The sequence below is a fragment of the Streptomyces sp. NPDC059443 genome (assembly GCF_042750105.1).
GTDB lineage: Bacteria > Actinomycetota > Actinomycetes > Streptomycetales > Streptomycetaceae > Streptomyces.
Genome location: NZ_JBHYVM010000034.1, coordinates 36,612 through 59,581 on the forward strand (window position 1 = coordinate 36,612; position 22,970 = coordinate 59,581).

Here is a 22,970-nt window from a genome sequence, read left to right on the forward strand (position 1 = left end):
TTTCACCTCCACACACGTCACACGAGATGAGTAAATGTCTCTTGGGCTCGGAGATTTTTATAAGAGACACTTCTCACAGGACGTCGGCCGCGATGTTCTCCGCCACCCGCTCCAGCAGCGGACCCGCGTTCGGGATGGACACCGCCGGGTCCGGCTCGATGTCGGTCAGCGGGTAGGCCCGCTGGATCCCGGCCGCCGCGAGCGCCTCGGGCGTCAGCAGCAGACGGCCGCAGACCGCGACGACCGGCTTGCCGGCCGCACGGGCCGCCGCCGCGACACCGGCCGGAGCCTTGCCGTGGAGGGTCTGCTCGTCCAGCGAGCCCTCGCCGGTGATGACCAGCGTCGCCCGCTCCAGCGCCGGCGCGAAGCCGAGTACCTCCAGCATCAGCTCGATGCCGGGACGGAACGAGGCTCCGAGCAGCAGGGCCCCGTAGCCGATGCCGCCGGCACCGCCCGCGCCGGGCGAAACCGCCGCCTCCGCGGCCAGGGAGCCGATCGACTTCTCCAGGACCACCGCGAAGTGCGCCAGCGCCGCGTCGAGCGTGGCAACGTCCTCGGGCGACGCCCCCTTCTGCGGGCCGTAGACCGCCGGAGCGCCCTTCGGACCCGTCAGTGGGTTGTCCACGTCGCTCGCCAGGACGAAGTCGACCTCCTTGATGCGGGGGTCGATGCCCGACAGGTCGGCCGAGGCCAGACCCGCCAGCGCGCCGCCGCCCGGACCGACGGGTTCACCGTTCGCATCCAGGAACACCGCGCCCAGCGCGGCCAGCATGCCCGCGCCGCCGTCGGTGGTGGCGCTGCCGCCCACACCGAAGACGATCGAGCGCGCGCCCGCGTCGAGTGCGGCCTTCAGCAGTTCGCCGGAGCCGTAGGTGGTCGCCGTCAGCGGGGCGAAGACACCCGCCGGCAGCAGCTGGAGGCCGGAGGCCTCCGCCATCTCGACCACCGCGGTGCCCTCGCGCAGTGCGAAAGCGGCCGTGACCTGGTCACCGAGGGGTCCGGTGACCCGTACCTCCCGGCGTTCGAAACCGGCCGCCACAGCGGCCGCGACCGTACCGTCGCCGCCGTCCGCGACGGGGAGAGTCTCGATCTCCACGCCCGGTACGGCCTTGCGAAGGCCGGCCGTCACCCGCTCCGCGACCTGAACGGCCGTGAGCGAGCCCTTGAATTTGTCCGCGGCGATGAGCACGCGCGCGGTCTCAGTTACTGCTCCGTCCGTCACCTTGCTAATCCCTTGCTATCGAACAGTGCAGTCGCGCCACCCATGAGCCTATCCGGAGGATCCTCCTATGCCCATGCGTGGCCTGGGCCACACCCGGCGCGCCATACGCCTAAATAGGTATATAAGCCTGCATAGTGTGGCCGCATGAGCACGGAATCACTGGAACAGGCAATCCCGAAGGGTTCCCCGGACGGGGGACCGGGCCCGGATGACGGCACTCCCGACCGTACCGTCGTGGCCATCGGAGTGATCTCCGTCCTGGTCGTCGTCGCCTGGGCGGCGCTCGGCAAGAGCTCCTTCGACACGGCGTCGAGCACCGCCCTGGCCTGGGTGCTGAACAACTTCGCGTGGCTGTTCGTGATCGCCGCCGACGTGTTCCTGGTCATGTGCGTGGTGCTCGCGATCAGCCGCTTCGGTCGGATCCGGCTCGGCAGGGACGACTCGGAGCCGGAGTTCACGAACCTCGCGTGGATCGCGATGATGTTCAGCGCGGGCATGGGAATCGGTCTGATGTTCTACGGGGTGGGGGAGCCGCTCACCCATTACTTGAACCCGCCGCCCGCCAGCGGCGCCGCCCCCGGCACCGGGGACGCGGCCCGCGCCGCGCTCGACTACTCCTTCTTCCACTGGACCCTCACCCCCTGGGCGATCTACGGCATCGCCGGTCTCGCCCTGGCCTACGCGACCTTCCGCAAGGGCCGCGGCAACCGCCTCAGCTCCGCCTTCGTCCCCCTCATGGGCGAGGAGCGGGCCAACGGCTGGCCCGGCAAGGCCATCGACCTGCTCGCCGTCTTCGCGACCGTCTTCGGCACCGCCACCAGCCTCGGCCTCGGTGCGCTCCAGGTCGCCAAGGGGCTCAACATCACCACCGGGATCGAGGACTCGACCACCGTCGAGCTGATCATCATCGGATCGCTCTCCGCCGCCTTCGTGCTCTCGGCCTTCTCCGGCCTGCACAAGGGCGTCAAATGGCTCAGCACGATCAACATCGTGCTCGCCGCGGCCCTGATGATCTTCGTCTTCGTACTCGGCCCGACGGTCTACGTCCTCGACGTGATCCCGGCCAGCGTCGGCAGCTACCTGCACGAGCTGCTCCCCATGGCCACCCGTACCGGCGCCTTCACCGACAGCGCCTGGCTCGGCGCGTGGACGATCTTCTACTGGGCGTGGTGGCTCTCCTGGGCCCCGTTCGTCGGCACCTTCATCGCCCGCATCTCGCGCGGCCGCACCATCCGCGAGTTCCTCATCGGCGTGCTGCTGATCCCCAGCGGCGCCACCGTCATCTGGTTCTGCGTCATGGGCGGCACCGCGATCCGCCTCGACTCCACCGGTGTCGCCGACATGGCCTCCAAGCTCAAGGAGGGCACCGAGGCCTCGCTCTTCGCGATGCTCGACGCGCTCCCGCTCGGCGGGCTCACCTCCTGGATCGCGATGGCCCTGGTGATGACGTACTTCGTCACCAGCGCCGACTCCGCCTCCCTGGTCATGGGCTCGCTCACCAGCCGCGGCTCGCTGCACCCGCCGACCTGGCTCGTGGTCACCTGGGGCGTGCTGATGGCCGCGGTGGCCGCCGTACTCCTGGTCGCGGGCGGCCTGAAGTCCCTCCAGACGGCCACCATCCTGGTCGCGCTGCCCTTCGTCATCGTGATGCTGGTGCTCTGCTGGGCCCTGGTGAAGGAGCTGCGGGAGGACCCGGGCGCGGGCCCCGTCCGCCACCACGCCCTCCACGGAATGCGCGACGCGGTCAAGGCCATGGTCGGCGACGCCATCACCGGACAGGGCCCGTCCCGCCACCCGCGCCTGCGCCGCGTGGCCGAGTCCAGGAACCGCGACCGCGAGGACGGCGGCACGGGCGGGAGCACCCCCGGGGCGTGACCGAACGTCGCCTGACGCGGCACTGGGTAGGGTTACGGGGTGACCACCACGGATGACTACGCCACCTACATCGCGAGCCTGCCCCGGGTGCTGGCCGGCGCGGCCGTGCTCTACCGGGACGCCGCGGGGCGGGTGCTCCTCGTCGAGCCCAACTACCGGGAGGGCTGGGCGCTGCCGGGCGGCACCATCGAGTCCGACGAGGGCGAGTCCCCGCGCGCGGCCGCCCGCCGGGAGAGCGCCGAGGAGATCGGCCTCGACCTGCCGCTCGGCCGGCTGCTCGCCGTGGACTGGAGCCTGGGTCCGGACCGGCCGCCGCTCGTCGGGTACATCTACGACGGCGGCGTGCTCGACGCGGAGCAGCTCGCCTCCATCAAGCTCCAGGAGGAGGAGCTGATCTCGTGGCGGCTGGTCGAACCGGCCGAACTGACGGATTATCTGCTCGGATCGCTGGCCCTGCGCACCGTGGAGGCCTGCCGGGTCCTGCGGTCGGGCGAGGGCGCCGCGGAACTGGAGAACGGACGCAGGCCGCGGACTTCCTGATCCGGGAGCCCGCTCGTTATTTCTTGATTTCTTGCCTACACCGAGCAGGACAGAATTCAGCAGATGATCACGATGTACGCCTGGCCCAGCACCGCCGACGGGCCCGACGCCCTGCCCATGGTCCACTTCACCACCGATCAGCAGGCCGGTGGCGAGGTCACCCCCGAAGGGGTGCCGGTCTGGATGTTCGACACCGCGATCCGCGACGGCGGCTGGGCCTCGTTCACCGACTTCGAGGCCTGGTCCGTGCCGGCGGACGGCTGGCAGGCCTTCTACCGCCGCGAGGACGACGTCCTGGCCGTCACCGGCCCCGGCGCCTGCGAGGGCTGGTACCAGGGCGGCCTCGGGGCCGCCGCCGAGTGGGTGGGCGCGGCCGCCGCCCAGCAGAGCGTGGTCCTGCTCGCGGCCCCCGTCCAGCACCCGTCGCTGTACGCCTACGCGGTCGAGGCGGGCGCCGCCTTCGCCCTGCTGGTCCCGCTCGTGGTGATCTGACCACAGCTCCTAGAGCTGCTCCGCCCCCGACTCGAAGGCCAGCAGGCGCACCTTGCGGTCGATGCCGCCGCCGTAGCCGGTCATGGAGCCGGACGCCCCGATGACGCGGTGGCAGGGCACGATGATGCCGACCGGGTTCTTCCCGTTGGCCAGACCCACCGCGCGCGAGGCGTTCGGCTTGCCGAGCCGGGCCGCCAGCTCCCCGTAGGACCAGGTCTGCCCGTAGGGGATCCGTACGAGCTGCTCCCACACGCTGCGCTGGAACTCGGTGCCCTCCAGCCGGACCGGGAGATCGAACTCGGTGAGCTCCCCGGCGAAGTACGCGGCCAGCTGCCGCACCACCTCGGGGAACGGCTCCTCCCCGGCCGAGACCCGCTCGCCGAAGGACTCCTCGGCCGGACGGTGGCGCTGGCCGGACATGTAGAGGCCGCTGAGGAACCCGTCGGTGGCGACGAGGGTGAGCTCCCCGTAGGGGCTGTCGACGACGGTGTGCTGCTTGCGGCCGGTGGACGTACCGCGCGTGCTGCTGCTGGACATGGTGCTGGTGCTCCTCGGTTCAGGCGGGCAGGAAGTTGATGGCGTGGTCCTCGGTGGCCCACAGGTACTGGACGGCGTACGCGCGCCAGGGCCGCCAGTGCGCCGCGCGGGCCGTCAGCGCCGAGGGCGTGGACGGCAGCCCGAGCCCCTTCGCGGCCCGCCGGATCCCCAGGTCGGAGGGGACGAAGGCATCGGGGTCGCCCAGCGCCCGCATCGCGATGATCTCGGTGGTCCACGGGCCGAAGCCGGGCAGCGCGTTCAGACGGTCCCGGGCCGTCTCCCAGTCGCTGTCGATGCCCAGCGGCAGCGAACCGTCGGCGAGCGCCGAGACGAGCGTGGTCAGGGTGGCCCGCCGGCTGCGCGGCAGGGCCAGCGCCTCCGGGTCGAGCCCGGCCAGCGCCTGCGAGGACGGGAACAGGTGGGTCAGCCCGCCCTCGGGATCGGGGTCCGCCACCGGCTCGCCGTGGGCGCTCACCAGCCGGGCCGCGTGGGTCCGGGCCGCGGCCGTGGACACCTGCTGCCCGAGGACCGCGCGTACGGCGAACTCCTCCGCGTCGACCGTTCGGGGCACCCGGCGCCCGGGAGCCCTGTCCACGAGCGGGGCCAGCAGCGGATCGGCGCGCAGCTGCCCGTCCACGGCCTCGGGATCGGCGTCCAGGTCCAGGAGGCGGCGGCAGCGGCTGATGGCGATGGTGAGGTCGCGCAGGTCGGTCAGGGCGAGCTGGCAGCCGATGTGGTCGGGCTGCGGGGTGAGCGCGACGACGCCGGTGCCGTACGGGAGCCGGAGCGTGCGGCGGTACGCGCCCGCCCGCCACTCCTCGACTCCGGGGACGGCGGTCGCGACGAGGTGCCCGAAGAGGTTGTCGGGGTTGAGCGGGGTGCGGAAGGGGAGCCGCAGGCTGATGGTGCCGGGCACCCGGGCGGCCTGACGGCCGCCGTTCCCCGCCCGTGCGCGCAGCTCGCTCGGGGCGAGGGCGAAGACCTCGCGGACGGTGTCGTTGAAGGTCCGGATGGAGGAGAACCCGGCGGCGAAGGCGATGTCGCCCATCGGCAGCCCGGAGGTCTCGATCAGCAGCCGGGCGGTCTGCGCGCGCTGGGCGCGGGCGAGCGCGAGGGGGCCGGCGCCGAGCTCGGCGTTGAGCTGGCGCTCCACCTGGCGGGCGGAGTACCCCAGCTTGGCCGCCAGCCCCGGGACCCCCTCCCGGTCCACGACCCCGTCCTGGATGAGCCGCATGGCGCGGGCGACGGCATCGGCGCGGGCGTTCCACTCGGGGGAGCCGGGGGAGGTGTCGGGCCGGCACCGCTTGCACGCCCGGTACCCGCTCTGCTGGCAGGCGGCGGCGCTGGGCAGGAAGGTCATGTTCTCGACCTTGGGCGGCACGGCGGGGCAGCTCGGCCGGCAGTAGATCCCGGTGGTCCTGACGGCGGTGAAGAACCATCCGTCGAAGCGGGCGTCCTTGGACCGGACGGCCCGGACACAGCGCTCGGTGTCGGTGTACATGGCTCCATCCTCCCGGGCAGTGGCCCCCCGGGCTGGCGGTTTTCCGACACCAAGGCTACCGGGCGCCTTTCTTCAGCCCGTCCGGCGTTTGAGGACCGGGGTCTGGGGCGGAGCCCCAGGGAACGGGCGAAGGGTGGGTAGGGGACACACACCCCGCGCTGCGGCACCCGGCGCCCCCGCCCACGCGAGAGGGCCCCCGGGTCCGCCTGGTGGGGCGGCCCCGGGGGCCCTCTCGTACGCGTAAAGCCGCGGCCAGCGGATCAGCGGGCCTGGGTGGCCCTTGCCTCGCGGCGGTTGTGGCGGAAGGTGTTCGCGCGACGGGTCGTCGCGAACAGCGGGATGGTCGCCGCCAGAGCGATCTGCAGCGCGCAGCCCGTCTGGAGCAGCAGCGCGCCGCCCGGGGCGTCGAACGCCCAGGCCGCCAGCAGCCCCATCGCCCCGACGATCCAGCTCAGCATCGCCACCGCGAGGACACCCCGCGGCTTGGGGTACTCGACCCGGCTCACCATCAGCCAGGCCACGCCGACGATCGCGAGGAGCGTCGGGATGAAGGGAAGCTCCAGCAGCACGATCGAGACGACCGTGAGCGCGCCGAAGGGGCTCGGCATGCCCTGGAACATGCCGTCCTTCATCGTCACGCAGCTGAATCTGGCCAGGCGCAGCACGACCGCCAGCAGGACGACGATCGCCGCCAGCGCCGACATCTTCTGGTGCGCGTCGTCGGCGACCATGCCGTAGACGAGCACGAAGTACGCGGGCGCCAGCCCGAAGCTGATCAGGTCGGACAGGTTGTCCAGCTCCGCACCCATCGGCGAGCTGCGCAGCTTGCGGGCCACGATCCCGTCGAAGAGGTCGAAGACGGCCGCGAGCAGCATCAGTATCACCGCGGTGGCCGCGCTGTGCCGGGCCATGCCCGACTCGCCGCTGCCGGTGAGGTGCGGGATGAGGATCCCGGTGGTGGTGAAGTACACCGCCATGAATCCGCAGGTCGCGTTGCCGAGGGTGAGGGTGTCCGCTATCGACAGCCGCAGGGAGAGCGGCATGTCGTCTTCGGCGGACTCCTCCTCGGAGGCGGAGGCCTCCGGCACCCAGCCGGCAGCCGGAGTCTCAGGATCAGTCACGGTCAATTCGGGTCACCCCCGCGGTGGTGGCCTGTCCGACCTCGACCGCGACCTCGACGCCCTCGGGGAGGTAGATGTCGACGCGGGAGCCGAAGCGGATCAGACCGATGCGTTCGCCCTGCTCCACCTTGGTACCGGCCGGCAGGTACGGGACGATGCGGCGCGCGACGGCGCCGGCGATCTGCACCATCTCGATGTCGCCGAGCTCGGTGTCGAAGTGCCAGACAACGCGCTCGTTGTTCTCGCTCTCCTTGTTGAACGCCGGAACGAATCCACCGGGGACGTGCTCCACGGACGTCACCGTGCCCGCGAGGGGCGCGCGGTTGACGTGGACGTTCAGCGGGCTCATGAAGATCGCGACCCGGGTCCGCCCGTCCTTCCACGGCATGATGCTCTGCACCACACCGTCGGCGGGCGAGATGACCCGGCCCTGCGTGATCTCACGCTCGGGGTCGCGGAAGAACCACAGCATGCCCGCCGCGAGAGCGGTGGTGGGCACGGCCACTGCCGCCCAGCGTCCGGACTTGCGGGCCCGGGTGAGGCTGAGAGCGGCGGTGGCGACGGTCGGCAGAAGCCACGGCGATGCTCCGCGCGCGAGGCGTCCACCGAGGAGGCCGACGCGAGGTGCAGAGGTTTGGCTGTGGGGCATGGATGACCTTCGTAGCGGGTGATGCCGCGCCGGAAATACGGGGACGGGACGGCGGCTTTACTGGAATGCTATCGGTTGCACGCAACAACTGGGCAAGCCAGAAGCCGAGTCGATGACCGCCGGCCAGTGACTGCTAGTGACACTTTTGCGGAAAACCACTGGATGATTCGCCGCAAAAGGTACTTTCAGCCCTGCAGTCGGTACTCCTCAAGCAGGCGTCGCCCGATGATCATTTTCTGGATCTCGGCGGTACCTTCACCGATGAGCAGCATCGGAGCCTCCCGGTAGAGACGCTCGATCTCGTACTCCTTCGAGAAGCCGTAGCCACCGTGGATGCGGAACGCGTCCTCAACCACCTCCTTGCAGTACTCGGAGGCGAGGTACTTCGCCATCCCTGCTTCGAGGTCGTTTCGTTCCCCGGAGTCCTTTTTGCGTGCTGCATTGACCATCATCGCATGGGCGGCTTCGACCTTGGTAGCCATCTCGGCCAGCTTGAACTGGATCGCCTGGTGCTCGGCGATGGCTTTGCCGAAAGTGTGACGTTGCTGGGCATACGAGACACCGAGCTCGAAAGCACGCTGTGCGACGCCGCAGCCACGGGCCGCCACGTTGACGCGGCCGACCTCGACCCCGTCCATCATTTGGTAAAACCCTCGGCCGGTCTGGCCGCCGAGGACACGATTGGCCGGAATGCGCAGTCCGTCCATGATGAGCTCGGTCGTGTCGACGCCCTTGTAGCCCATCTTGTCGATCTTGCCCGGGATGGTCAGGCCGGGACGGACCTCGCCGAAGCCGGCTTCCTTCTCCACCAGGAAGGTCGTCATCGACTTGTGGGGGGCGGTGCCCTCCGGGTGTCCTTCGTCACTGCGCACCAGGACGGCCACCAGCGTGGACGTGCCGCCGTTCGTCAGCCACATCTTCTGACCGTTCAGGACGTACTCGTCGCCGTCCTTCACCGCCTTGGAGGTGATGGCCGACACATCGGAGCCGAGCCCCGGCTCGGACATCGAGAACGCGCCGCGCACCTCGCCCAGCGCCATGCGCGGGAGGAAGTACTCCTTCTGCTCCTGCGTGCCGTGCTGCTTGAGCATGTACGCCACGATGAAGTGCGTGTTGATGATGCCCGAGACGGACATCCAGCCGCGCGCGATCTCCTCCACGCACAGCGCGTAGGTGAGCAGCGACTCACCCAGGCCGCCGTACTCCTCCGGGATCATCAGGCCGAAGAGGCCGAGTTCCTTGAGACCGTCGACGATCCGCTGCGGGTACTCGTCGCGGTGCTCCAGCTCGGTGGCGACCGGGATGATCTCCTTGTCGACGAACTCCCGGACGGTCTTGAGGATGTCCCTCTGGTCGTCCGTCAGGCCGGCGGTCTGGGCAAGTCGGCTCATGGTTCTACTTCCCCTGTTCCTTCAGCGTGGGGCGGCCGGGCTGCTCGCCGCCGCGCTCCTTGATGTACGTCTCGGTCGGGACCATCACCTTGCGCCTGAAGACGCAGACGAGGGTGCCGTCCTGCTTGTAGCCCTTGGTCTCCACGTAGACGATGCCGCGGTCGTTCTTCGACTTCGACGGGGTCTTGTCGAGGACCGTGGTCTCGCCGTAGATCGTGTCCCCGTGGAAGGTCGGAGCCACGTGCCGCAGCGACTCGATCTCCAGGTTGGCGATCGCCTTGCCGGAGACGTCCGGCACGGACATGCCCAGCAGGAGCGAGTAGATGTAGTTGCCCACGACGACGTTCTTGCCGAAGTCGGTCGTGTTCTCCGCGTAGTTGCTGTCCATGTGGAGCGGGTGGTGGTTCATGGTCAGCAGGCAGAAGAGGTGGTCGTCGTACTCGGTGACCGTCTTTCCCGGCCAGTGCTTGTAGACCGCGCCGATCTCGAACTCTTCGTAGGTGCGTCCGAACTGCATGCTGATCAGGCTCCCGGGATCTCGAACTTGGTGGTGCGCTCCATGCCCGCCGCGCGGCCCTTGCCCGCGATGACCAGGGCCATCTTGCGGCTGGCCTCGTCGATCATCTCGTCGCCGAGCATCGCCGAGCCCTTCTTGCCACCGGCCTCGGAGGTGCACCAGTCGTACGCGTCGAGGATCAGCTCGGAGTGGTCGTAGTCCTCCTGGGAGGGGGAGAAGACCTCGTTCGCCGCGTCGACCTGGCCCGGGTGCAGCACCCACTTGCCGTCGAAGCCCAGCGCCGCCGCGCGCCCGGCGACCTCGCGGTAGCCGTCGACGTTCTTGATCTGGAGGAAGGGTCCGTCGATCGCCTGGAGGTTGTGCATGCGGGCCGCCATCAGGATCCGCATCAGGATGTAGTGGTAGGCGTCCGCGCCGTAGCCGGGCGGCTGCATGCCCACGACCAGGGACTTCATGTTGATCGAGGCCATGAAGTCGGCCGGGCCGAAGATGATGGTCTCCAGCCGCGGGGACGCGGCGGCGATCTCGTCGACGTTGACCAGGCCCTTGGCGTTCTCGATCTGTGCCTCGATGCCGATCTTGCCGACCTCGAAGCCCATGGTCTTCTCGATCTGGGTCAGGAGGAGGTCGAGCGCCACGACCTGCTGGGCGTCCTGGACCTTCGGCAGCATGATGCAGTCGAGGTTCTGACCGGCGCCCTCGACGACGGTGATCACGTCGCGGTACGTCCAGTGCGTGGTCCAGTCGTTGACGCGCACCACGCGGGTCTTGCCGGTCCAGTCGCCCTGGTTCAGCGCCTCCACGATCGTGTGGCGGGCACCCTCCTTGGCGAGCGGGGCGCAGGCGTCCTCCAGGTCGAGGAAGACCTGGTCGGCCGGCAGGCCCTGGGCCTTCTCCAGGAACCGGGGGTTGGAACCCGGCACCGCGAGGCAGGAGCGGCGCGGCCGCAGCCGGTTGACCGGGGAAGAGGGCGTGGTCATGCGGGGACCTCCGTGCTTGCAGCTGTGTTGACGGTGTGGTTGGCGTCAGTGGTGTCCGCGCCGACGGTGCCTTCGGTGCCGTCGAGCGGGTGGAGCTTGTTCGCCTTGCGGATCTCGTCGACGATACGGCCGATGATCTCCGTTATGCCGAAGTCCTTCGGGGTGAAGACCGCGGCGACCCCGGCGGCCTTCAGCGCCACGGCGTCGGCATTCGGAATGATGCCGCCGAGGACGACGGGGATGTCACCCGCCCCCGCCGCGCGCAGGCGTTCCAGTACGTCCGGCACGAGCGCGCTGTGCGAGCCCGACAGGATCGACAGTCCCACGCAGTGCACGTCCTCGGCCAGGGCCGCCGAGGAGATCTCCTCGGGGGTCAGCCTGATGCCCTGGTAGACCACCTCGAAACCGGCGTCGCGGGCCCGTACGGCGATCTGCTCGGCGCCGTTGGAGTGTCCGTCCAGGCCGGGCTTGCCGACCAGCAGGCGCAGCCGGCCGGAGCCCAGGTCCTCGGCCGTACGGGTCACCTTCGCGCGGACCTCGGCCATCGGGGTGCCCGGCTCGGCGGTGACCGCCACAGGGGCCGAGGAGACCCCGGTCGGAGCCCGGAACTCCCCGAACACCTCGCGCAGGGCGCTCGACCACTCGCCGGTGGTGACACCGGCGCGGGCGCACTCCAGGGTGGCCTCCATCAGGTTCTCGGTCCCGGCGGCGGCCTCCTTCAGCCGGTCCAGGGCCTGCATCACCGTCGGGAAGACGAACGGGTCGCCGTTGCCCTGCCGGTCCGAGGACTCCTGCCGCTCGGCGCGCCAGCGGGCGATCCGCTCGACGGTCAGCGCCTCGGTCGCGGGGTCGACCGTCATGATGGCGCCGTCCAGGTCGGCGGTGAGCGGGTTCTCCTCGGTCTGCTGGAAGCAGTTGACGCCGACGATCTTGTCCTCGCCGGCCTCGATCCGGGCCCGCCGCTCGGCGTGCGAGGCGACCAGCTCGCCCTTCAGGTAACCGGACTCCACGGCGGCCATCGCGCCGCCCATCTCCTGGATCCGGTCGATCTCGGCCAGGCACTCGGCCACCAGGGACTCGACCTTGGCCTCGATGACGTGCGAGCCGGCGAAGATGTCCTCGTACTCCAGCAGGTCGCTCTCGTGCGCCAGGACCTGCTGGATGCGCAGCGACCACTGCTGGTCCCAGGGCCGGGGCAGGCCCAGCGCCTCGTTCCAGGCGGGCAGCTGCACGGCGCGCGCGCGGGCGTCCTTGGACAGGGTGACCGCGAGCATCTCCAGCACGATGCGCTGGACGTTGTTCTCGGGCTGCGCCTCGGTCAGGCCCAGGGAGTTGACCTGGACCCCGTACCGGAAGCGGCGCTGCTTGGCGTCCTCGATGCCGTAGCGCTCGCGGGTGACCTTGTCCCAGATGCGGCCGAAGGCGCGCATCTTGCACATCTCCTCGATGAAGCGGACGCCCGCGTTCACGAAGAAGGAGATGCGGGCGACGACCTCGCCGAAACGTTCCGGCGGGACCTGGCCCGAGTCGCGCACGGAGTCCAGTACGGCGATGGCCGTGGACATCGCGTACGAGATCTCCTGGACCGGCGTGGCTCCGGCCTCCTGGAGGTGGTACGAGCAGATGTTGATCGGGTTCCACTTGGGGATGTGGTTGACCGTGTACGCGATCATGTCCGTCGTCAGCCGGAGCGAGGGCCCGGGCGGGAAGACGTGCGTCCCGCGCGAGAGGTACTCCTTGACGATGTCGTTCTGGGTGGTGCCCTGGAGCTGGGCGATGTCCGCGCCCTGCTCCTCGGCGGCCACCTGGTAGAGCGCCAGCAGCCACATGGCGGTGGCGTTGATCGTCATCGAGGTGTTCATCTGCTCCAGGGGAATGTCCTGGAACAGCCGCCGCATGTCGCCCAGATGGGAGACCGGGACCCCGACCCGGCCCACCTCGCCGCGGGCGAGGATGTGGTCGGGGTCGTAGCCGGTCTGCGTCGGGAGGTCGAACGCGACCGACAGGCCGGTCTGGCCCTTGGCGAGGTTGCGGCGGTACAGCTCGTTGGACGCCTCGGCCGTGGAGTGGCCGGCGTACGTCCGCATGAGCCACGGACGGTCTTTCTGGCGCTCTGTCATCTCAGGCTGTCCCTTTGGCCTTTGAGGCTGTCTCAGACGTTTCGGAAGCGGTTGATGGCTTCCAGGTGCGTCGCGCGCATCTCGTGGTCCCGGACGCCCAGGCCCTCCTCGGGGGCCAGCGCGAGGACGCCGACCTTGCCCTGGTGGAGGTTGCGGTGGACGTCGTACGCGGCCTGGCCGGTGTCCTCCAGGGAGTAGACCTTGGACAGCGTGGGGTGGATCTTGCCCTTGGCGACCAGGCGGTTGGCCTCCCACGCCTCGCGGTAGTTCGCGAAGTGCGAGCCGACGATCTTCTTCAGCGACATCCACAGGTACCGGTTGTCGTACTCGTGGTTGTAGCCCGAGGTCGAGGCGCAGGTGACGATCGTGCCGCCCTTGCGGGTGACGTAGACCGAGGCGCCGAAGGTCTCGCGGCCCGGGTGCTCGAAGACGATGTCCACGTCCTCGCCGCCGGTCAGCTCGCGGATGCGCTTGCCGAGGCGCTTCCACTCCCGGGGGTCCTGGGTGTGCTCGTCCTTCCAGAACTTGTAGCCCTCGGCGCTGCGGTCGATGATCGCGGTCGCGCCCATCGCCCGGCAGATGTCCGCCTTCTGCGCGCTGGAGACGACACAGATCGGGTTGGCGCCGCCGGCCAGCGCGAACTGGGTGGCGTACGAGCCGAGTCCGCCGCTGGCACCCCAGATCAGGACGTTGTCGCCCTGCTTCATGCCGGCGCCGTTGCGGGAGACCAGCTGGCGGTAGGCGGTGGAGTTGACCAGGCCGGGGGAGGCGGCCTCCTCCCAGCTCAGGTGGTCCGGCTTCGGCATCAGCTGGTTGGACTTGACCAGCGCGATCTCTGCCAGGCCGCCGAAGTTGGTCTCGAAGCCCCAGATGCGCTGCTCGGGGTCGAGCATCGTGTCGTTGTGGCCGTCCGAGGACTCCAGCTCGACCGAGAGGCAGTGCGCGACGACCTCGTCGCCCGGCTTCCAGGCGTTGACGCCGGGGCCGGTGCGCAGGACGACGCCCGCGAGGTCCGAGCCGATGACGTGGTACGGCAGGTCGTGGCGCTTGGTGAGCTCCGAGAGGCGCCCGTAGCGCTCCAGGAAGCTGAAGGTGGACACCGGCTCGAAGATCGAGGTCCACACGGAGTTGTAGTTGACCGAGGAGGCCATGACGGCCACCAGGGCCTCGCCCGGGCCGAGTTCCGGCACCGGGACCTGGTCCAGGTGGAGGGACTTGCGCGGGTCCTTCTCGCGGGTGGTGAGCCCGGCGAACATCTCCACCTCGTCCTTGTGCACGGTGATCGCGCGGTACGAGTCGGGGAGCGGAAGGGCCGCGAAGTCGGCGGCCGTAGCGGCCTGCGACTGGATCGCGTCCAGGATGTCCTTCACGGTGTTGCCTCCGGCCATGCGCTGATGAGGGTGCGCTCAGGGAAACGGGTGGTGTGGAGCGGCGGAGCTGAGGAGCGTGGAGCTGTGTTCTTCGGTGTGCTGGGGCGCCGTCGATTCGGCTGAGGTGCTGCTGCGCGTTGCCTGTGGTGGGGCGGTGCGGGGGCCTGGTGACGCAGGCATCCGGGGCGCGTTCCGTGCCGAGTGGGCTGGACCGCGGGGACATCCGGACGAGATTCAACGTATGGCACCCCGTGTCACTCAGCAAGGCACCGCGTGCCAAAACTTTCTCTCATTTGCCGATTGACCTGCACCGATGAGCGATGATCGATCAGAGTTACCTGTGAGTAGGGGCAACCCGGACAAACGAAAGCGGCCGCCCCCGGAACGGGAGCGGCCGCTGTGACGAGCGTTACTGCTGAGTACTGCTATCTCTTCTTGAGCGCCTCTTCGATGGTCCGCATGACCTCGTCGAGCGGAGCGTCCGTCCGGGCCACCGCGACCAGCACCTCGCCCTGCGTACGGACCGAGGCCGCGGCCGGGGCCGTCTCCGCGGCGGAAGCGGAACCCTGCGCCGGCTGCGCCGAGCCCAGCGTGCGCCCCGCGCCGATCCCGGTGCCGAAGGTCTTGCGCACGATCGAGAAGGCGTGGTCCAGCTGCGCCTCGACGTCCCCCTGGCCGCCCGCCCGCAGCCAGCGCCGCAGCACGTGGTTGTGGGCCGTGACCACCGCGGAGGCGGCCACCTCGGCCAGCAGCGGGTCGTCGTTGCCGTCGTGGTGGTCGGTCTCGTCGAAGTGGGCCAGCAGGTAGCGGGTGAACAGCCGCTCGTAGCGGGCGACCGAGGCGATCTCCCGCTCCCGCAGCGCCGGCACCTCGCGGGTGAGCCGGTAGCGCTCCACCGACACCGCCGGCGAGGCGGCGTACATCTTCATGACTTCCTTGATCCCCCGGCACACCGTGTCGAGCGGGTGCTCGTGCGCCGGAGCCACTTCGAGGACGGCCTCCGCACGGGTCAGGGTGTCGTCGTGGTCCGGGAAGATCGCCTCTTCCTTGGACCTGAAGTGCCGGAAGAAGGTCCGGCGAGCCACTCCGGCCGTCGCGGCGATCTCGTCGACCGTCGTGGCCTCGTACCCCTTGGTCGCGAACAGCTCCATCGCGGCCGCCGCCAGCTCGCGGCGCATCTTGAGCCGCTGGGCGGCCGCCTTGGTGCCGGCCGGGCTCTCCGGGGCGTCGGAGGCCGAGGAGGCGCGGGGCGAGGTCTTGACGGGCTGGGACATAGAGCGAAAGTACTTCATCCGCGCCGGAGAGCGCTCCCGAGGGGTCTGGGACAGGGATGGATGCGGGGGAGGGCCCGCACTGGGCTCGGAAGGTACGGCCTGCCGTGAGGGTCCGGCAGACCCGAGCAGCCCTCCCCACGCATCCGGCTCGTGGGCCGGCCGCCGGTTACCGGCGGGGGGCGTACTCACGGAATCCGCGGCCGGTCTTCCGGCCGAGGCAGCCCGCCGCGACGAGGTGCTCCAGCAGCGGTGACGGGGCCAGGCCCGGGTCGCGGAACTCCTTGTGCAGCACCTGCTCGATGGCCAGCGACACGTCCAGGCCCACCACGTCGAGGAGCTCGAAGGGGCCCATCGGGTAGCCGCCGCCCAGCTTCATCGCCGCGTCGATGTCGTCGATCCCGGCGTAGTGCTGCTCGACCATCTTGATCGCGTTGTTGAGGTACGGGAACAGCAGCGCGTTCACGATGAAACCGGCCCGGTCCCCGCAGTCCACCGGGTGCTTGCGCACCTTGGCGCAGATCCCGCGGACCGTGGAGTGCACGTCGTCGGCGGTCAGGACGGTCCGGACCACCTCGACCAGCTTCATCGCCGGAGCCGGGTTGAAGAAGTGCATGCCGATCACGTCCTGCGGACGCGAGGTGGCGCGGGCGATCGCGATCACCGGCAGCGAGGAGGTCGTGGTGGCCAGCACCGCGCCCGGCTTGCAGACCTTGTCCAGGTTCTGGAACAGCTCCTGCTTGACCGCGAGGTCCTCGGCGACGGCCTCCACGGCCAGATCCACCTCGGCGAAGGCCTCCAGCGAACCCGCCGCCGTGATCCGCCCCACGGTGGCCGCCGCCGCGTCCGCGGTCAGCCGCCCACGGTCCACCGCGCGGCTCAAGGACTTGGCGATGGCGGCCTTGGCCGCGTCCGCCTTCTCCTGGCTGCGGGCCGCCAGCACCACGGAGTAGCCGGCCTGCGCGAAGACCTGCGCGATCCCGCTCGCCATCGTGCCCGAACCGGCCACGCCGACCGTGGAGACCGGGCGGCTCGCCCGGACCAGGTCGCCGTCCGGCGGGGTCTGGAGGTCGCGGACGATGACCTGGCTGCCCGCGGCCTCGTACGTGTAGAACCCGCGCCCGGACTTCTGCCCGGTCAGGCCCGCCTCGGCGAGGTGGCCCAGGATCGGGGCCGGGGCGTGCAGCCGGTCGCCGGAGGCGGTGTACATGGCCTCCAGGACGGTGCGGGCGGTGTCCACGCCGATCAGGTCGAGCAGGGCGAGCGGGCCCATCGGCAGGCCGCAGCCCAGCCGCATCGCCGCGTCGATGTCCTCGCGGGAGGCGTACTTCGCCTCGTACATCGCGGCGGCCTGGTTGAGGTAGCCGAACAGCAGGCCGTCGGCGACGAAACCGGGGCGGTCGCCGACCGCGACGGGCTCCTTGCCGAGCTCACGGGCGAGTGCCGTGACCGCCTCGACGGCCGGCGGGGCCGTCAGCACGCTGGAGACCACCTCGACCAGCTTCATCGCCGGGGCCGGGTTGAAGAAGTGCAGTCCGACCACGCGCTCCGGGCGCTGCGACTCGGCGGCCATCCGCGTCACCGACAGGGCGTTGGTGCCGGTGGCCAGGATCGCCGTGGGCCGCACGATCGCGTCGAGCTCGCGGAAGATCCGCTGCTTGAGCTCGTAGGACTCGGGGACGACCTCGATGACGAGATCGGCCTCGGCGGCGGCGCCCAGTTCGGAGAAGGTGCGGAAACGGGCGAGCACGCCCTCGCGCTCCTGCTCGGTGAGCAGCCCCCTGGTCACGGAGCGGGCCGTGGCGGCCGCGAGGGCCGCGGTGGCCCGGCGGGCCGCGGTGTCGCTGATCTCGATGCCGATGACCTCGCGGCCGGCGCGGGCGAGGACCTCGGCGATGCCGGTGCCCATGGTGCCGAGGCCGACGACGGCGATGGTCTGCAGGGCGGGCCGGGTGGGCTCGGAGGAGGGGGAGGACTGACTGGACGTGGACGGAAGGTCCATCGCGGGACTCCAGTGGAAGAGGGTGACGACTGAGGGGGGCGCGCGGCGCACGGCGCGCGCGGATGCCGTACGGAACGGCGTGCGGAAAGCCGTACGGAGAAGCCCAGGGGTATCCGGGGGCATCCCGGGGGATCCCGGAGGGGAGCAGCCCTGAGGGCGGAAGCGGCGGAGCCCTGTCCCGGGGTCACGCCGTGAGGTGGTGCGGAGGTCGTGCAGAACCGACTGGTACGAGGTGGCTGCGTCACCAGGCCGCCCTCGTACGTGTTGTAGGGACAGTAGCCCGCCGGCAACTGGTCCGCCAGAGTGCGCAGATGTGACCTGTACCGCTCAAATGTACCGATCATCGATCATCGATCAACCGGGTGTCGGGGAACCCGTCGCGGCGGCCGTCGCGTCCGCTCTAGGGTGGCCGGGTGAACGACGTGTTGGAGCGCCTGCGGGCGGAGTCGGCCGGGGCCGCGGAGACCGGGTCCGCGGAGACCGGGTCCGCTGAAGCCGGGTCCGCTGAAGCCGGGTCCGCTGAATACGTGGCGCTGGCCGCCGCCGGCCCCGACGAGCTGGCGGCCTCCCTGTCCGAGGCCGGCCGGCCGCTGTGGGCCCGGGAACTGGCCGCGTACCGGCTGGGCTTGGCCGGTGACCGGCGGGCCTTCGAAGCGCTGGTCCTGCTGCTCAACCACCGGGACCCGCCGCGCTGCGAGGCCGCCGCGCAGGCGCTGGCCGTCCTCGGGGACCCGCGCACCGCCCGCGCGGCGGCGGCCCTGGCGACCAACGAACTGCGGACGGCCTACGCCCTGCACCCGGTCCGGCTGCTGGCGGCGCTGCGCGCCCCCGAATCCGCCCCGGCGCTCATCCGTACCCTGTCGCGGCTGCTCGCGCCGAACGACCCGTACTGGCGGGTGGCGCTGGCCTGCGTGGAGGGGCTGGGCGCGCTGGCGGACCGGCGCGCCCGCGAAGTCCTCGTACGGGCCCAGTCGCACCCGCGGCTGGCGGTGGCGGCGACCGCGGCCCTGCGGGGGCTGGAGCCCGGCCAGGACTCGGTTCTCCAGTCGCAATCTCCTCTACCCTGACCCGATGGTGAAGCAGCAGCGTGGCGAGGCAACCGTCGATCTGATCCTGGCCACGGCGCTGCGCGTGTACGCCGAGTCCGGCGAGCGGGGCTTCACCGTCAGCGCCGTCACAACGGCCGGCAAGGTCAGCCTCGGCAGTCTCTACCACCACTTCGGCAGCTTCGACGGCCTCGCCGCCGCGCTGTACACCCAGTGCATGGGCAAGTTGTTCGGTGAGATGAACGAGGCCCTGCTGCGCAGCCGCACCGCCCGCACCGGTGTCCGCGCGATCGTCCAGGCCTACCTCGGCTTCACCCGGGAACAGCGCGAGTCGGCTCTCTTCCTGCACGCCTCCGCCTATTCCGGTTCGCTGGCCTTGCACGCCGAGGAGATCCGCGCGGCCAAGGAGGTCATGACGGCGCCGATGAACGAGTGGCTGCGGACCCGGATGGAGAGGGGTGAGGTAGCCCCGATGCCGGCGTCGGTGATCGAGGTACTCGTGATGGGTCCCGTCGCGGAGGCGGCCCGCCGCTGGCTCTCCAGTACGTACGACTTCGACCTCGCGGAGGCCGCGCGGCTGCTGCCGGACCGGATCTGGCGCTCGCTGCAGCCGGAGTAGCTCTGTTTATCTAGAGGGAAGTTCTAGAAATGCCTTCCATAACTGAGGTCGCGTGAGCCACACTTGGCCGCGTCCACTTCAGAGGAGTCGGCATGAGTACGGTCATGAAAACCCGAGGGTGGGGCTTCCTCAGCGTGATCCTGTGCCTCTTCCTGCCGCTCTTCCTGGTGGTCGGCGTGAGACGGCTGGTGGGCGAGGAGAACCTGAAGGGGTTCGCGTTCGGGGCGTTGGGGGTCGCGGCGTTCCTGGTGGGCGCGGTGGTCAACTACTTCGTCGGGCGGGAGCTCAACTCCCTGCGGACCCCGCAGGGGCGCGTGTGGCACGAATACCACCAGTTCCAGGGCGCGCCCATGCAGGACTCTTCCTGGTTCTTCGGCGGGCTGGTGGTGGTTCTGGGGATCACCCGCGGGGTATGGCAACTGACCAACGGGGTGTTCGCCTGGGTGGTCTTCCTGGCCCTGTCCGCCGCCTGCGTGGCGGTACGGGTGCGCGTGCGGGCCGCCAAGGGCGGTGGCAACCCGGTGAGGCGTCGAGCGGAGGGGCCGGGATCGCGGTGACCGGGTTCGTGCGCGCATTGCGGGTTCCGCGCTTGCGGCAGAGGCTGCCGGTGACGCTGTGCGCCGTCGTGCTGTTCCGGCTGGGGCAGGATCTGCCGCTGCCGGGGGTGGACGTCGCCGCGCGCACCGATCGGCCGGGCGGCCCGGGCCCCTAGCCGGCGAACCCGGTCTTGAAGCCGTTGCCGAACCCCGTCCCGAAGCCGGTCCCGAATCCGGATTCGGTCCGGGACTCGGACCCGGTGCCGGCCCCGGCCCCCGTCCGCTCCGGGACGATCGCGAAGGCCTCGACCTCCACCAGCAGTTCGGGCCGGAACAGTGCCGACACCTGGACCGCCGAGGAGGCCGGGAGGCGGTCCGGGGCGAACACCTCGTCACGGGCCGCGCGCACCGCGGGGAGGTGGGCGACGTCCGTGACGAAGTACGTCACCTTCACCACGTCCTCGAAGGTCGCCCCGGCCGCCGCCAGGCACCGGCGCAGGTTCTCGAACACCTGCCGGGCCTGGGCGTCGGCGTCGCCCTCGCCGACCAGCTCGCCCTTCTCGTCGAAGGCGCACTGCCCGGACACGGCGACGAACCGCCCGGTGCCCCAGACGACGTGGTTGTACCCGGTGCCCGGGGCGACGCCCTCCGGCGCGGCGATGCGGGTGAGGTGGCCGTCCTGTGAAGTGGTCATGGGGGCGATCTTGCCCGCTCCGCCCCGGACCGCCAAGACCCGGACCGCCAAGACCCGGACGGCCAGGACCCGGCCGGCCTAGCCCCGGAAGCCCAGCAGGCCGTGCAGCGCCGCGCCGCCCGCCGACGGCGGGACCGCGCGGGTCGCGGGGAGCGGCTTGGGGGCCGGCTGGGCGGGGCAGACGGCGTCCGCGGCCCTGCCCGTCAGCAGGTACGAAGCCAGCTTCTCGTCCAGGCACTTGTTGCCGCTGAGCGCGATGCCGTGGTTGCCGCCGCCCTGCTCGACCACCAGCGCGGAGCCTGCGAGCTTGCGCCGCATGCTCACCGCGCCCTCGTAGGGGGTGGCCGCGTCCTCCGTCGCCTGGAAGAGGAGCGCCTGCGGGAGGGCGGTGTTGGCGACGTCCGGGGCCTGCAGCGGCTCGGTCGGCCAGAACGCACAGGGGGCGTTGTACCAGGCGTTGTTCCAGGTCATGAAGGGCGCCTTGGCGTGCGTGCGCCACATGTCGGCCCGCCACTTGTTCCAGTCCTTGGGCCACGCCGAGTCCCGGCACTGCACGGCCGTGTACACGCTGTAGCTGTTGCCCGCCGAGGGCTCCACCGCGCCGAACCGCTCGTACGCCGCCACCAGCGGCTTCGGGTCGTTGTCCACGGAGTACGAGGAGAACGCCGCGGCGAGGTGCGGCCAGTAGCCGTTGTAGTAGCCGCCCGGCATGAAGGTGTCCTCCAGCTCGGCCGCACCCACCTTGGCGCCCGCCGGGGCCGTGCGCAGCGCGGAGCGCATCGCGTACCAGCGGGCCTCGACCTCGGACGGGTCGGTGCCCAGGTGGTAGGTGGAGTCGTACCGGGCCACCCACGCCAGGAAGGACTTGTGGCGGGCGTCGAAGGCCTGGTCCTGGGCGAGGTTGTCCTCGTACCAGACCCCGGCCGGGTCGACGACCGAGTCCAGGACGAGGCGGTGGATGCGGTCGGGGTGCAGCTTGGCGTACACCGCGCCCAGGTAGGTCCCGTAGGAGTAGCCGAAGTAGCTGAGCTTGTCGGCGCGCAGGGCGCCCCGCAGCACCTCCAGGTCCCGGGCCGCCGAGACCGTGCCGATGTACGGGAGCACGTCCGCGTGCTTGGTCTGGCAGGACTCGGCGAAGGACTTCACCCGCTCCAGGTTGGCGCGCTCGGTCTCCTCGTCCAGGGGTACGGAGTCGGGCCGCACGGGGGTGAAGTGGCCGGCGCCGCAGTCCAGGACGGGCTCGCTCTTGCCGACGCCCCGGGGGTCGAAGCCGATCACGTCGTACTGGCCGGCGACGTCCTTGGGCAGCGCGGAGGCGATGTACCCGGCCAGGGTGCGGCCGCTGCCGCCGGGGCCGCCCGGGTTGACCAGCAGCGGGCCCTGGGAGCGGGCGGCCGTGTGGGGGACCCGGGTCAGGGCGAGGGAGATCTGCCGGCCGTCGGGCCGGTCGTGGTCGAGGGGGACCTTGAGGGAGGCGCACTGGAGCGTCGGGTAGCGGGACGTCGCACAGCTGGACCACTGGAGGGGCGGCGGCGCGGGCGCGGGCGCGGCCGGGGCGGCGGCCGTCACCGGGCTCGCGAGGGCGGCGGCGACGGTGGTGACCGCCAGCAGGACGGCGGCGCGCTTCTTGAGGGGCGGACGGTTCACGGGGGTCATGGGGCCTCCCAGCCGAGGGTTCTGGGCGGAATCGTCCCGGAACCCGTGCCCGGAAGGGGGGATTGGGAGCCCGATTGGCCCGATGTGATGACCCTTCAGTCGGTCGTACGGTCGTACGGGCGCCCGTGCGCGGGCTCGGAGCGGCCGGCATCCGCCTTCCCGACGGGCCCGGATTTGGGCGCCCGCCCCGGAGGTGGTTGGCTTGCCGCGACGAGAGATCACCACTGTTGGAGGAGCAGCCATGGCGCAGGTCGAGGCCACCACGGAGCGCATCATCACGGCGGACGCGGAGACCGTGTTCGACGCGCTGGCCGACTACACCGGTACCCGGGGGAAGCTGCTGCCCGAGCACTTCAGCGAGTACGAGGTGCGCGAGGGCGGCGACGGCGAGGGCACCCTCGTCCACTGGAAGCTCCAGGCCACCAGCAAGCGGGTGCGCGACTGCCTGCTGGAGGTCAGCGAGCCCACCGACGGCCAGCTCGTGGAGAAGGACCGGAACTCCTCCATGGTCACCACCTGGACGGTCACCCCGGCCGGCGAGGGGCAGTCCAGGGCCGTGGTCACCACCGTGTGGAACGGCGCCGGCGGCATCGGCGGCTTCTTCGAGCGCACCTTCGCGCCCAAGGGCCTGGCCCGCATCTACGACACCCTCCTCACCAACCTGGCCGCCGAAGTCCAGGGCTGAGCACCGCCGTTGCCGGTGAGGCCGGGACGCGGCCTCACCGGATCGAGTGAACCGGACGCGCCGGCCCGCGGCCGCGCGGTCCGGCGCGCCCACGGGCGTGGCCCCGGGGTCGCGTGGGGGCCGGGCGGCTAGGGTGGGGGTCTGAG

At 70.7% G+C, this 22,970-nt stretch carries 21 protein-coding genes and 1 pseudogene; 8 read left to right on the top strand and 14 right to left on the bottom strand.

Annotation, left to right across the window (positions count from 1 at the left end; translation table 11 throughout):
* Positions 1-73: 73 nt before the first annotated feature.
* Positions 74-1,222, bottom strand: a complete 1,149-nt coding sequence (locus ACFXDJ_RS27940; protein ID WP_384653246.1) for a glycerate kinase — start codon at positions 1,220-1,222, stop codon at positions 74-76.
* A gap of 144 nt (positions 1,223-1,366) precedes the next feature.
* Between ACFXDJ_RS27940 and ACFXDJ_RS27945 the strand changes: the two genes are divergently transcribed.
* The 3 genes from ACFXDJ_RS27945 (at position 1,367) to ACFXDJ_RS27955 (ending at position 4,129) form a co-directional block, all read left to right on the top strand.
* Positions 1,367-3,097: a BCCT family transporter gene (locus ACFXDJ_RS27945; protein WP_384850700.1), complete on the top strand. Its 1,731-nt coding sequence runs from the start codon at positions 1,367-1,369 to the stop codon at positions 3,095-3,097.
* A 39-nt stretch (positions 3,098-3,136) separates the two neighbouring features.
* Complete coding sequence (locus tag ACFXDJ_RS27950; protein WP_384850703.1) at positions 3,137-3,637, top strand: NUDIX domain-containing protein; 501 nt, start codon at positions 3,137-3,139, stop codon at positions 3,635-3,637.
* 63 nt (positions 3,638-3,700) lie between these two features.
* Positions 3,701-4,129, top strand: coding sequence for a hypothetical protein (locus ACFXDJ_RS27955; RefSeq protein ID WP_384850706.1), 429 nt, complete (start codon positions 3,701-3,703; stop codon positions 4,127-4,129).
* Between the two features lie 9 nt (positions 4,130-4,138).
* On the opposite strand, the gene ACFXDJ_RS27960 is transcribed toward ACFXDJ_RS27955, so the two are convergent.
* The 11 genes from ACFXDJ_RS27960 to ACFXDJ_RS28010 form a co-directional block, all read right to left on the bottom strand.
* Positions 4,139-4,666, bottom strand: a complete 528-nt coding sequence (locus ACFXDJ_RS27960; protein ID WP_384653238.1) for a methylated-DNA--[protein]-cysteine S-methyltransferase — start codon at positions 4,664-4,666, stop codon at positions 4,139-4,141.
* A 19-nt stretch (positions 4,667-4,685) separates the two neighbouring features.
* Positions 4,686-6,167, bottom strand: coding sequence for an AlkA N-terminal domain-containing protein (locus ACFXDJ_RS27965; RefSeq protein WP_384653237.1), 1,482 nt, complete (start codon positions 6,165-6,167; stop codon positions 4,686-4,688).
* Positions 6,168-6,427: 260 nt separating this feature from the next.
* Positions 6,428-7,210 (bottom strand): CDP-diacylglycerol--serine O-phosphatidyltransferase, encoded by a 783-nt coding sequence (gene pssA / locus ACFXDJ_RS27970; protein ID WP_384653252.1) that lies wholly within the window; start codon positions 7,208-7,210, stop codon positions 6,428-6,430.
* 70 nt (positions 7,211-7,280) lie between these two features.
* Positions 7,281-7,937, bottom strand: a complete 657-nt coding sequence (locus tag ACFXDJ_RS27975; RefSeq protein WP_328301641.1) for a phosphatidylserine decarboxylase — start codon at positions 7,935-7,937, stop codon at positions 7,281-7,283.
* A 185-nt stretch (positions 7,938-8,122) separates the two neighbouring features.
* Complete coding sequence (locus ACFXDJ_RS27980; protein ID WP_384653235.1) at positions 8,123-9,328, bottom strand: acyl-CoA dehydrogenase family protein; 1,206 nt, start codon at positions 9,326-9,328, stop codon at positions 8,123-8,125.
* 4 nt (positions 9,329-9,332) lie between these two features.
* Positions 9,333-9,845 carry a MaoC family dehydratase gene (locus tag ACFXDJ_RS27985; RefSeq protein ID WP_053681718.1) on the bottom strand — a complete coding sequence of 171 codons (513 nt, stop codon included), beginning with the start codon at positions 9,843-9,845 and terminating at the stop codon, positions 9,333-9,335.
* Positions 9,846-9,850: 5 nt separating this feature from the next.
* Positions 9,851-10,825 carry an HpcH/HpaI aldolase/citrate lyase family protein gene (locus ACFXDJ_RS27990; RefSeq protein ID WP_384653232.1) on the bottom strand — a complete coding sequence of 325 codons (975 nt, stop codon included), beginning with the start codon at positions 10,823-10,825 and terminating at the stop codon, positions 9,851-9,853.
* A complete protein-coding gene (locus ACFXDJ_RS27995; RefSeq protein ID WP_384653230.1) occupies positions 10,822-12,945 on the bottom strand; it encodes a protein meaA in 2,124 nt (707 codons plus the stop codon). Before ACFXDJ_RS27995 ends, ACFXDJ_RS27990 begins: the two co-directional genes overlap by 4 nt.
* 32 nt (positions 12,946-12,977) lie before the next feature.
* Positions 12,978-14,315: a crotonyl-CoA carboxylase/reductase gene (gene ccrA / locus ACFXDJ_RS28000; protein ID WP_384653250.1), complete on the bottom strand. Its 1,338-nt coding sequence runs from the start codon at positions 14,313-14,315 to the stop codon at positions 12,978-12,980.
* 425 nt (positions 14,316-14,740) lie between these two features.
* Positions 14,741-15,589 carry a TetR family transcriptional regulator gene (locus tag ACFXDJ_RS28005; protein ID WP_384653228.1) on the bottom strand — a complete coding sequence of 283 codons (849 nt, stop codon included), beginning with the start codon at positions 15,587-15,589 and terminating at the stop codon, positions 14,741-14,743.
* 166 nt (positions 15,590-15,755) lie between these two features.
* On the bottom strand, positions 15,756-17,588 hold the full coding sequence (locus ACFXDJ_RS28010) for a 3-hydroxyacyl-CoA dehydrogenase family protein (protein ID WP_384850709.1): 1,833 nt from the start codon (positions 17,586-17,588) through the stop codon (positions 15,756-15,758).
* A gap of 413 nt (positions 17,589-18,001) precedes the next feature.
* On the opposite strand from ACFXDJ_RS28010, the gene ACFXDJ_RS28015 reads away from it, so the two are divergent.
* The 4 genes from ACFXDJ_RS28015 to ACFXDJ_RS28030 all read left to right on the top strand — a co-directional run bounded on the left by ACFXDJ_RS28015 (position 18,002) and on the right by ACFXDJ_RS28030 (position 19,965).
* Entirely contained in the window at positions 18,002-18,655 is a 654-nt protein-coding gene (locus ACFXDJ_RS28015; protein ID WP_384850712.1) for a HEAT repeat domain-containing protein, read from the top strand.
* A gap of 4 nt (positions 18,656-18,659) precedes the next feature.
* Positions 18,660-19,253 carry a TetR/AcrR family transcriptional regulator gene (locus tag ACFXDJ_RS28020; RefSeq protein ID WP_384653225.1) on the top strand — a complete coding sequence of 198 codons (594 nt, stop codon included), beginning with the start codon at positions 18,660-18,662 and terminating at the stop codon, positions 19,251-19,253.
* A gap of 92 nt (positions 19,254-19,345) precedes the next feature.
* Positions 19,346-19,810: a hypothetical protein gene (locus ACFXDJ_RS28025; protein ID WP_384653224.1), complete on the top strand. Its 465-nt coding sequence runs from the start codon at positions 19,346-19,348 to the stop codon at positions 19,808-19,810.
* A gap of 32 nt (positions 19,811-19,842) precedes the next feature.
* On the top strand, positions 19,843-19,965 hold the full coding sequence (locus ACFXDJ_RS28030; RefSeq protein ID WP_384850715.1) for a hypothetical protein: 123 nt from the start codon (positions 19,843-19,845) through the stop codon (positions 19,963-19,965).
* 107 nt (positions 19,966-20,072) lie between these two features.
* Here the strand turns inward: ACFXDJ_RS28030 and ACFXDJ_RS28035 are convergent.
* Together ACFXDJ_RS28035 and ACFXDJ_RS28040 are read right to left on the bottom strand one after the other, a co-directional pair.
* Positions 20,073-20,483: pseudogene (locus ACFXDJ_RS28035) on the bottom strand (RidA family protein); the annotation flags it as partial.
* Positions 20,484-20,561: 78 nt separating this feature from the next.
* Entirely contained in the window at positions 20,562-22,139 is a 1,578-nt protein-coding gene (locus ACFXDJ_RS28040) for an alpha/beta hydrolase (RefSeq protein ID WP_384850718.1), read from the bottom strand.
* A 241-nt stretch (positions 22,140-22,380) separates the two neighbouring features.
* Between ACFXDJ_RS28040 and ACFXDJ_RS28045 the strand changes: the two genes are divergently transcribed.
* Positions 22,381-22,824: an SRPBCC family protein gene (locus ACFXDJ_RS28045; RefSeq protein ID WP_384653220.1), complete on the top strand. Its 444-nt coding sequence runs from the start codon at positions 22,381-22,383 to the stop codon at positions 22,822-22,824.
* Positions 22,825-22,970: the final 146 nt, after the last annotated feature.

What these genes read in the sequence shown, in the direction of transcription:
- ACFXDJ_RS28020 (WP_384653225.1), top strand. Translation starts at nt 18,660, where the DNA reads ATGGTGAAGCAGCAGCGTGGCGAGGCAACCGTCGATCTGATCCTGGCC.
- ACFXDJ_RS27965 (WP_384653237.1), bottom strand. Translation starts at nt 6,167, where the DNA reads ATGTACACCGACACCGAGCGCTGTGTCCGGGCCGTCCGGTCCAAGGAC.
- pssA (WP_384653252.1), bottom strand. Translation starts at nt 7,210, where the DNA reads ATGCCGCTCTCCCTGCGGCTGTCGATAGCGGACACCCTCACCCTCGGC.
- ACFXDJ_RS27960 (WP_384653238.1), bottom strand. Translation starts at nt 4,666, where the DNA reads ATGTCCAGCAGCAGCACGCGCGGTACGTCCACCGGCCGCAAGCAGCAC.
- ACFXDJ_RS27945 (WP_384850700.1), top strand. Translation starts at nt 1,367, where the DNA reads ATGAGCACGGAATCACTGGAACAGGCAATCCCGAAGGGTTCCCCGGAC.
- ACFXDJ_RS27975 (WP_328301641.1), bottom strand. Translation starts at nt 7,937, where the DNA reads ATGCCCCACAGCCAAACCTCTGCACCTCGCGTCGGCCTCCTCGGTGGA.
- ACFXDJ_RS28005 (WP_384653228.1), bottom strand. Translation starts at nt 15,589, where the DNA reads ATGTCCCAGCCCGTCAAGACCTCGCCCCGCGCCTCCTCGGCCTCCGAC.
- ACFXDJ_RS27995 (WP_384653230.1), bottom strand. Translation starts at nt 12,945, where the DNA reads ATGACAGAGCGCCAGAAAGACCGTCCGTGGCTCATGCGGACGTACGCC.
- ACFXDJ_RS27990 (WP_384653232.1), bottom strand. Translation starts at nt 10,825, where the DNA reads ATGACCACGCCCTCTTCCCCGGTCAACCGGCTGCGGCCGCGCCGCTCC.
- ACFXDJ_RS27985 (WP_053681718.1), bottom strand. Translation starts at nt 9,845, where the DNA reads ATGCAGTTCGGACGCACCTACGAAGAGTTCGAGATCGGCGCGGTCTAC.
- ACFXDJ_RS27980 (WP_384653235.1), bottom strand. Translation starts at nt 9,328, where the DNA reads ATGAGCCGACTTGCCCAGACCGCCGGCCTGACGGACGACCAGAGGGAC.
- ACFXDJ_RS28025 (WP_384653224.1), top strand. Translation starts at nt 19,346, where the DNA reads ATGAGTACGGTCATGAAAACCCGAGGGTGGGGCTTCCTCAGCGTGATC.
- ACFXDJ_RS28040 (WP_384850718.1), bottom strand. Translation starts at nt 22,139, where the DNA reads ATGACCCCCGTGAACCGTCCGCCCCTCAAGAAGCGCGCCGCCGTCCTG.
- ACFXDJ_RS27955 (WP_384850706.1), top strand. Translation starts at nt 3,701, where the DNA reads ATGATCACGATGTACGCCTGGCCCAGCACCGCCGACGGGCCCGACGCC.
- ACFXDJ_RS28045 (WP_384653220.1), top strand. Translation starts at nt 22,381, where the DNA reads ATGGCGCAGGTCGAGGCCACCACGGAGCGCATCATCACGGCGGACGCG.
- ACFXDJ_RS28010 (WP_384850709.1), bottom strand. Translation starts at nt 17,588, where the DNA reads ATGGACCTTCCGTCCACGTCCAGTCAGTCCTCCCCCTCCTCCGAGCCC.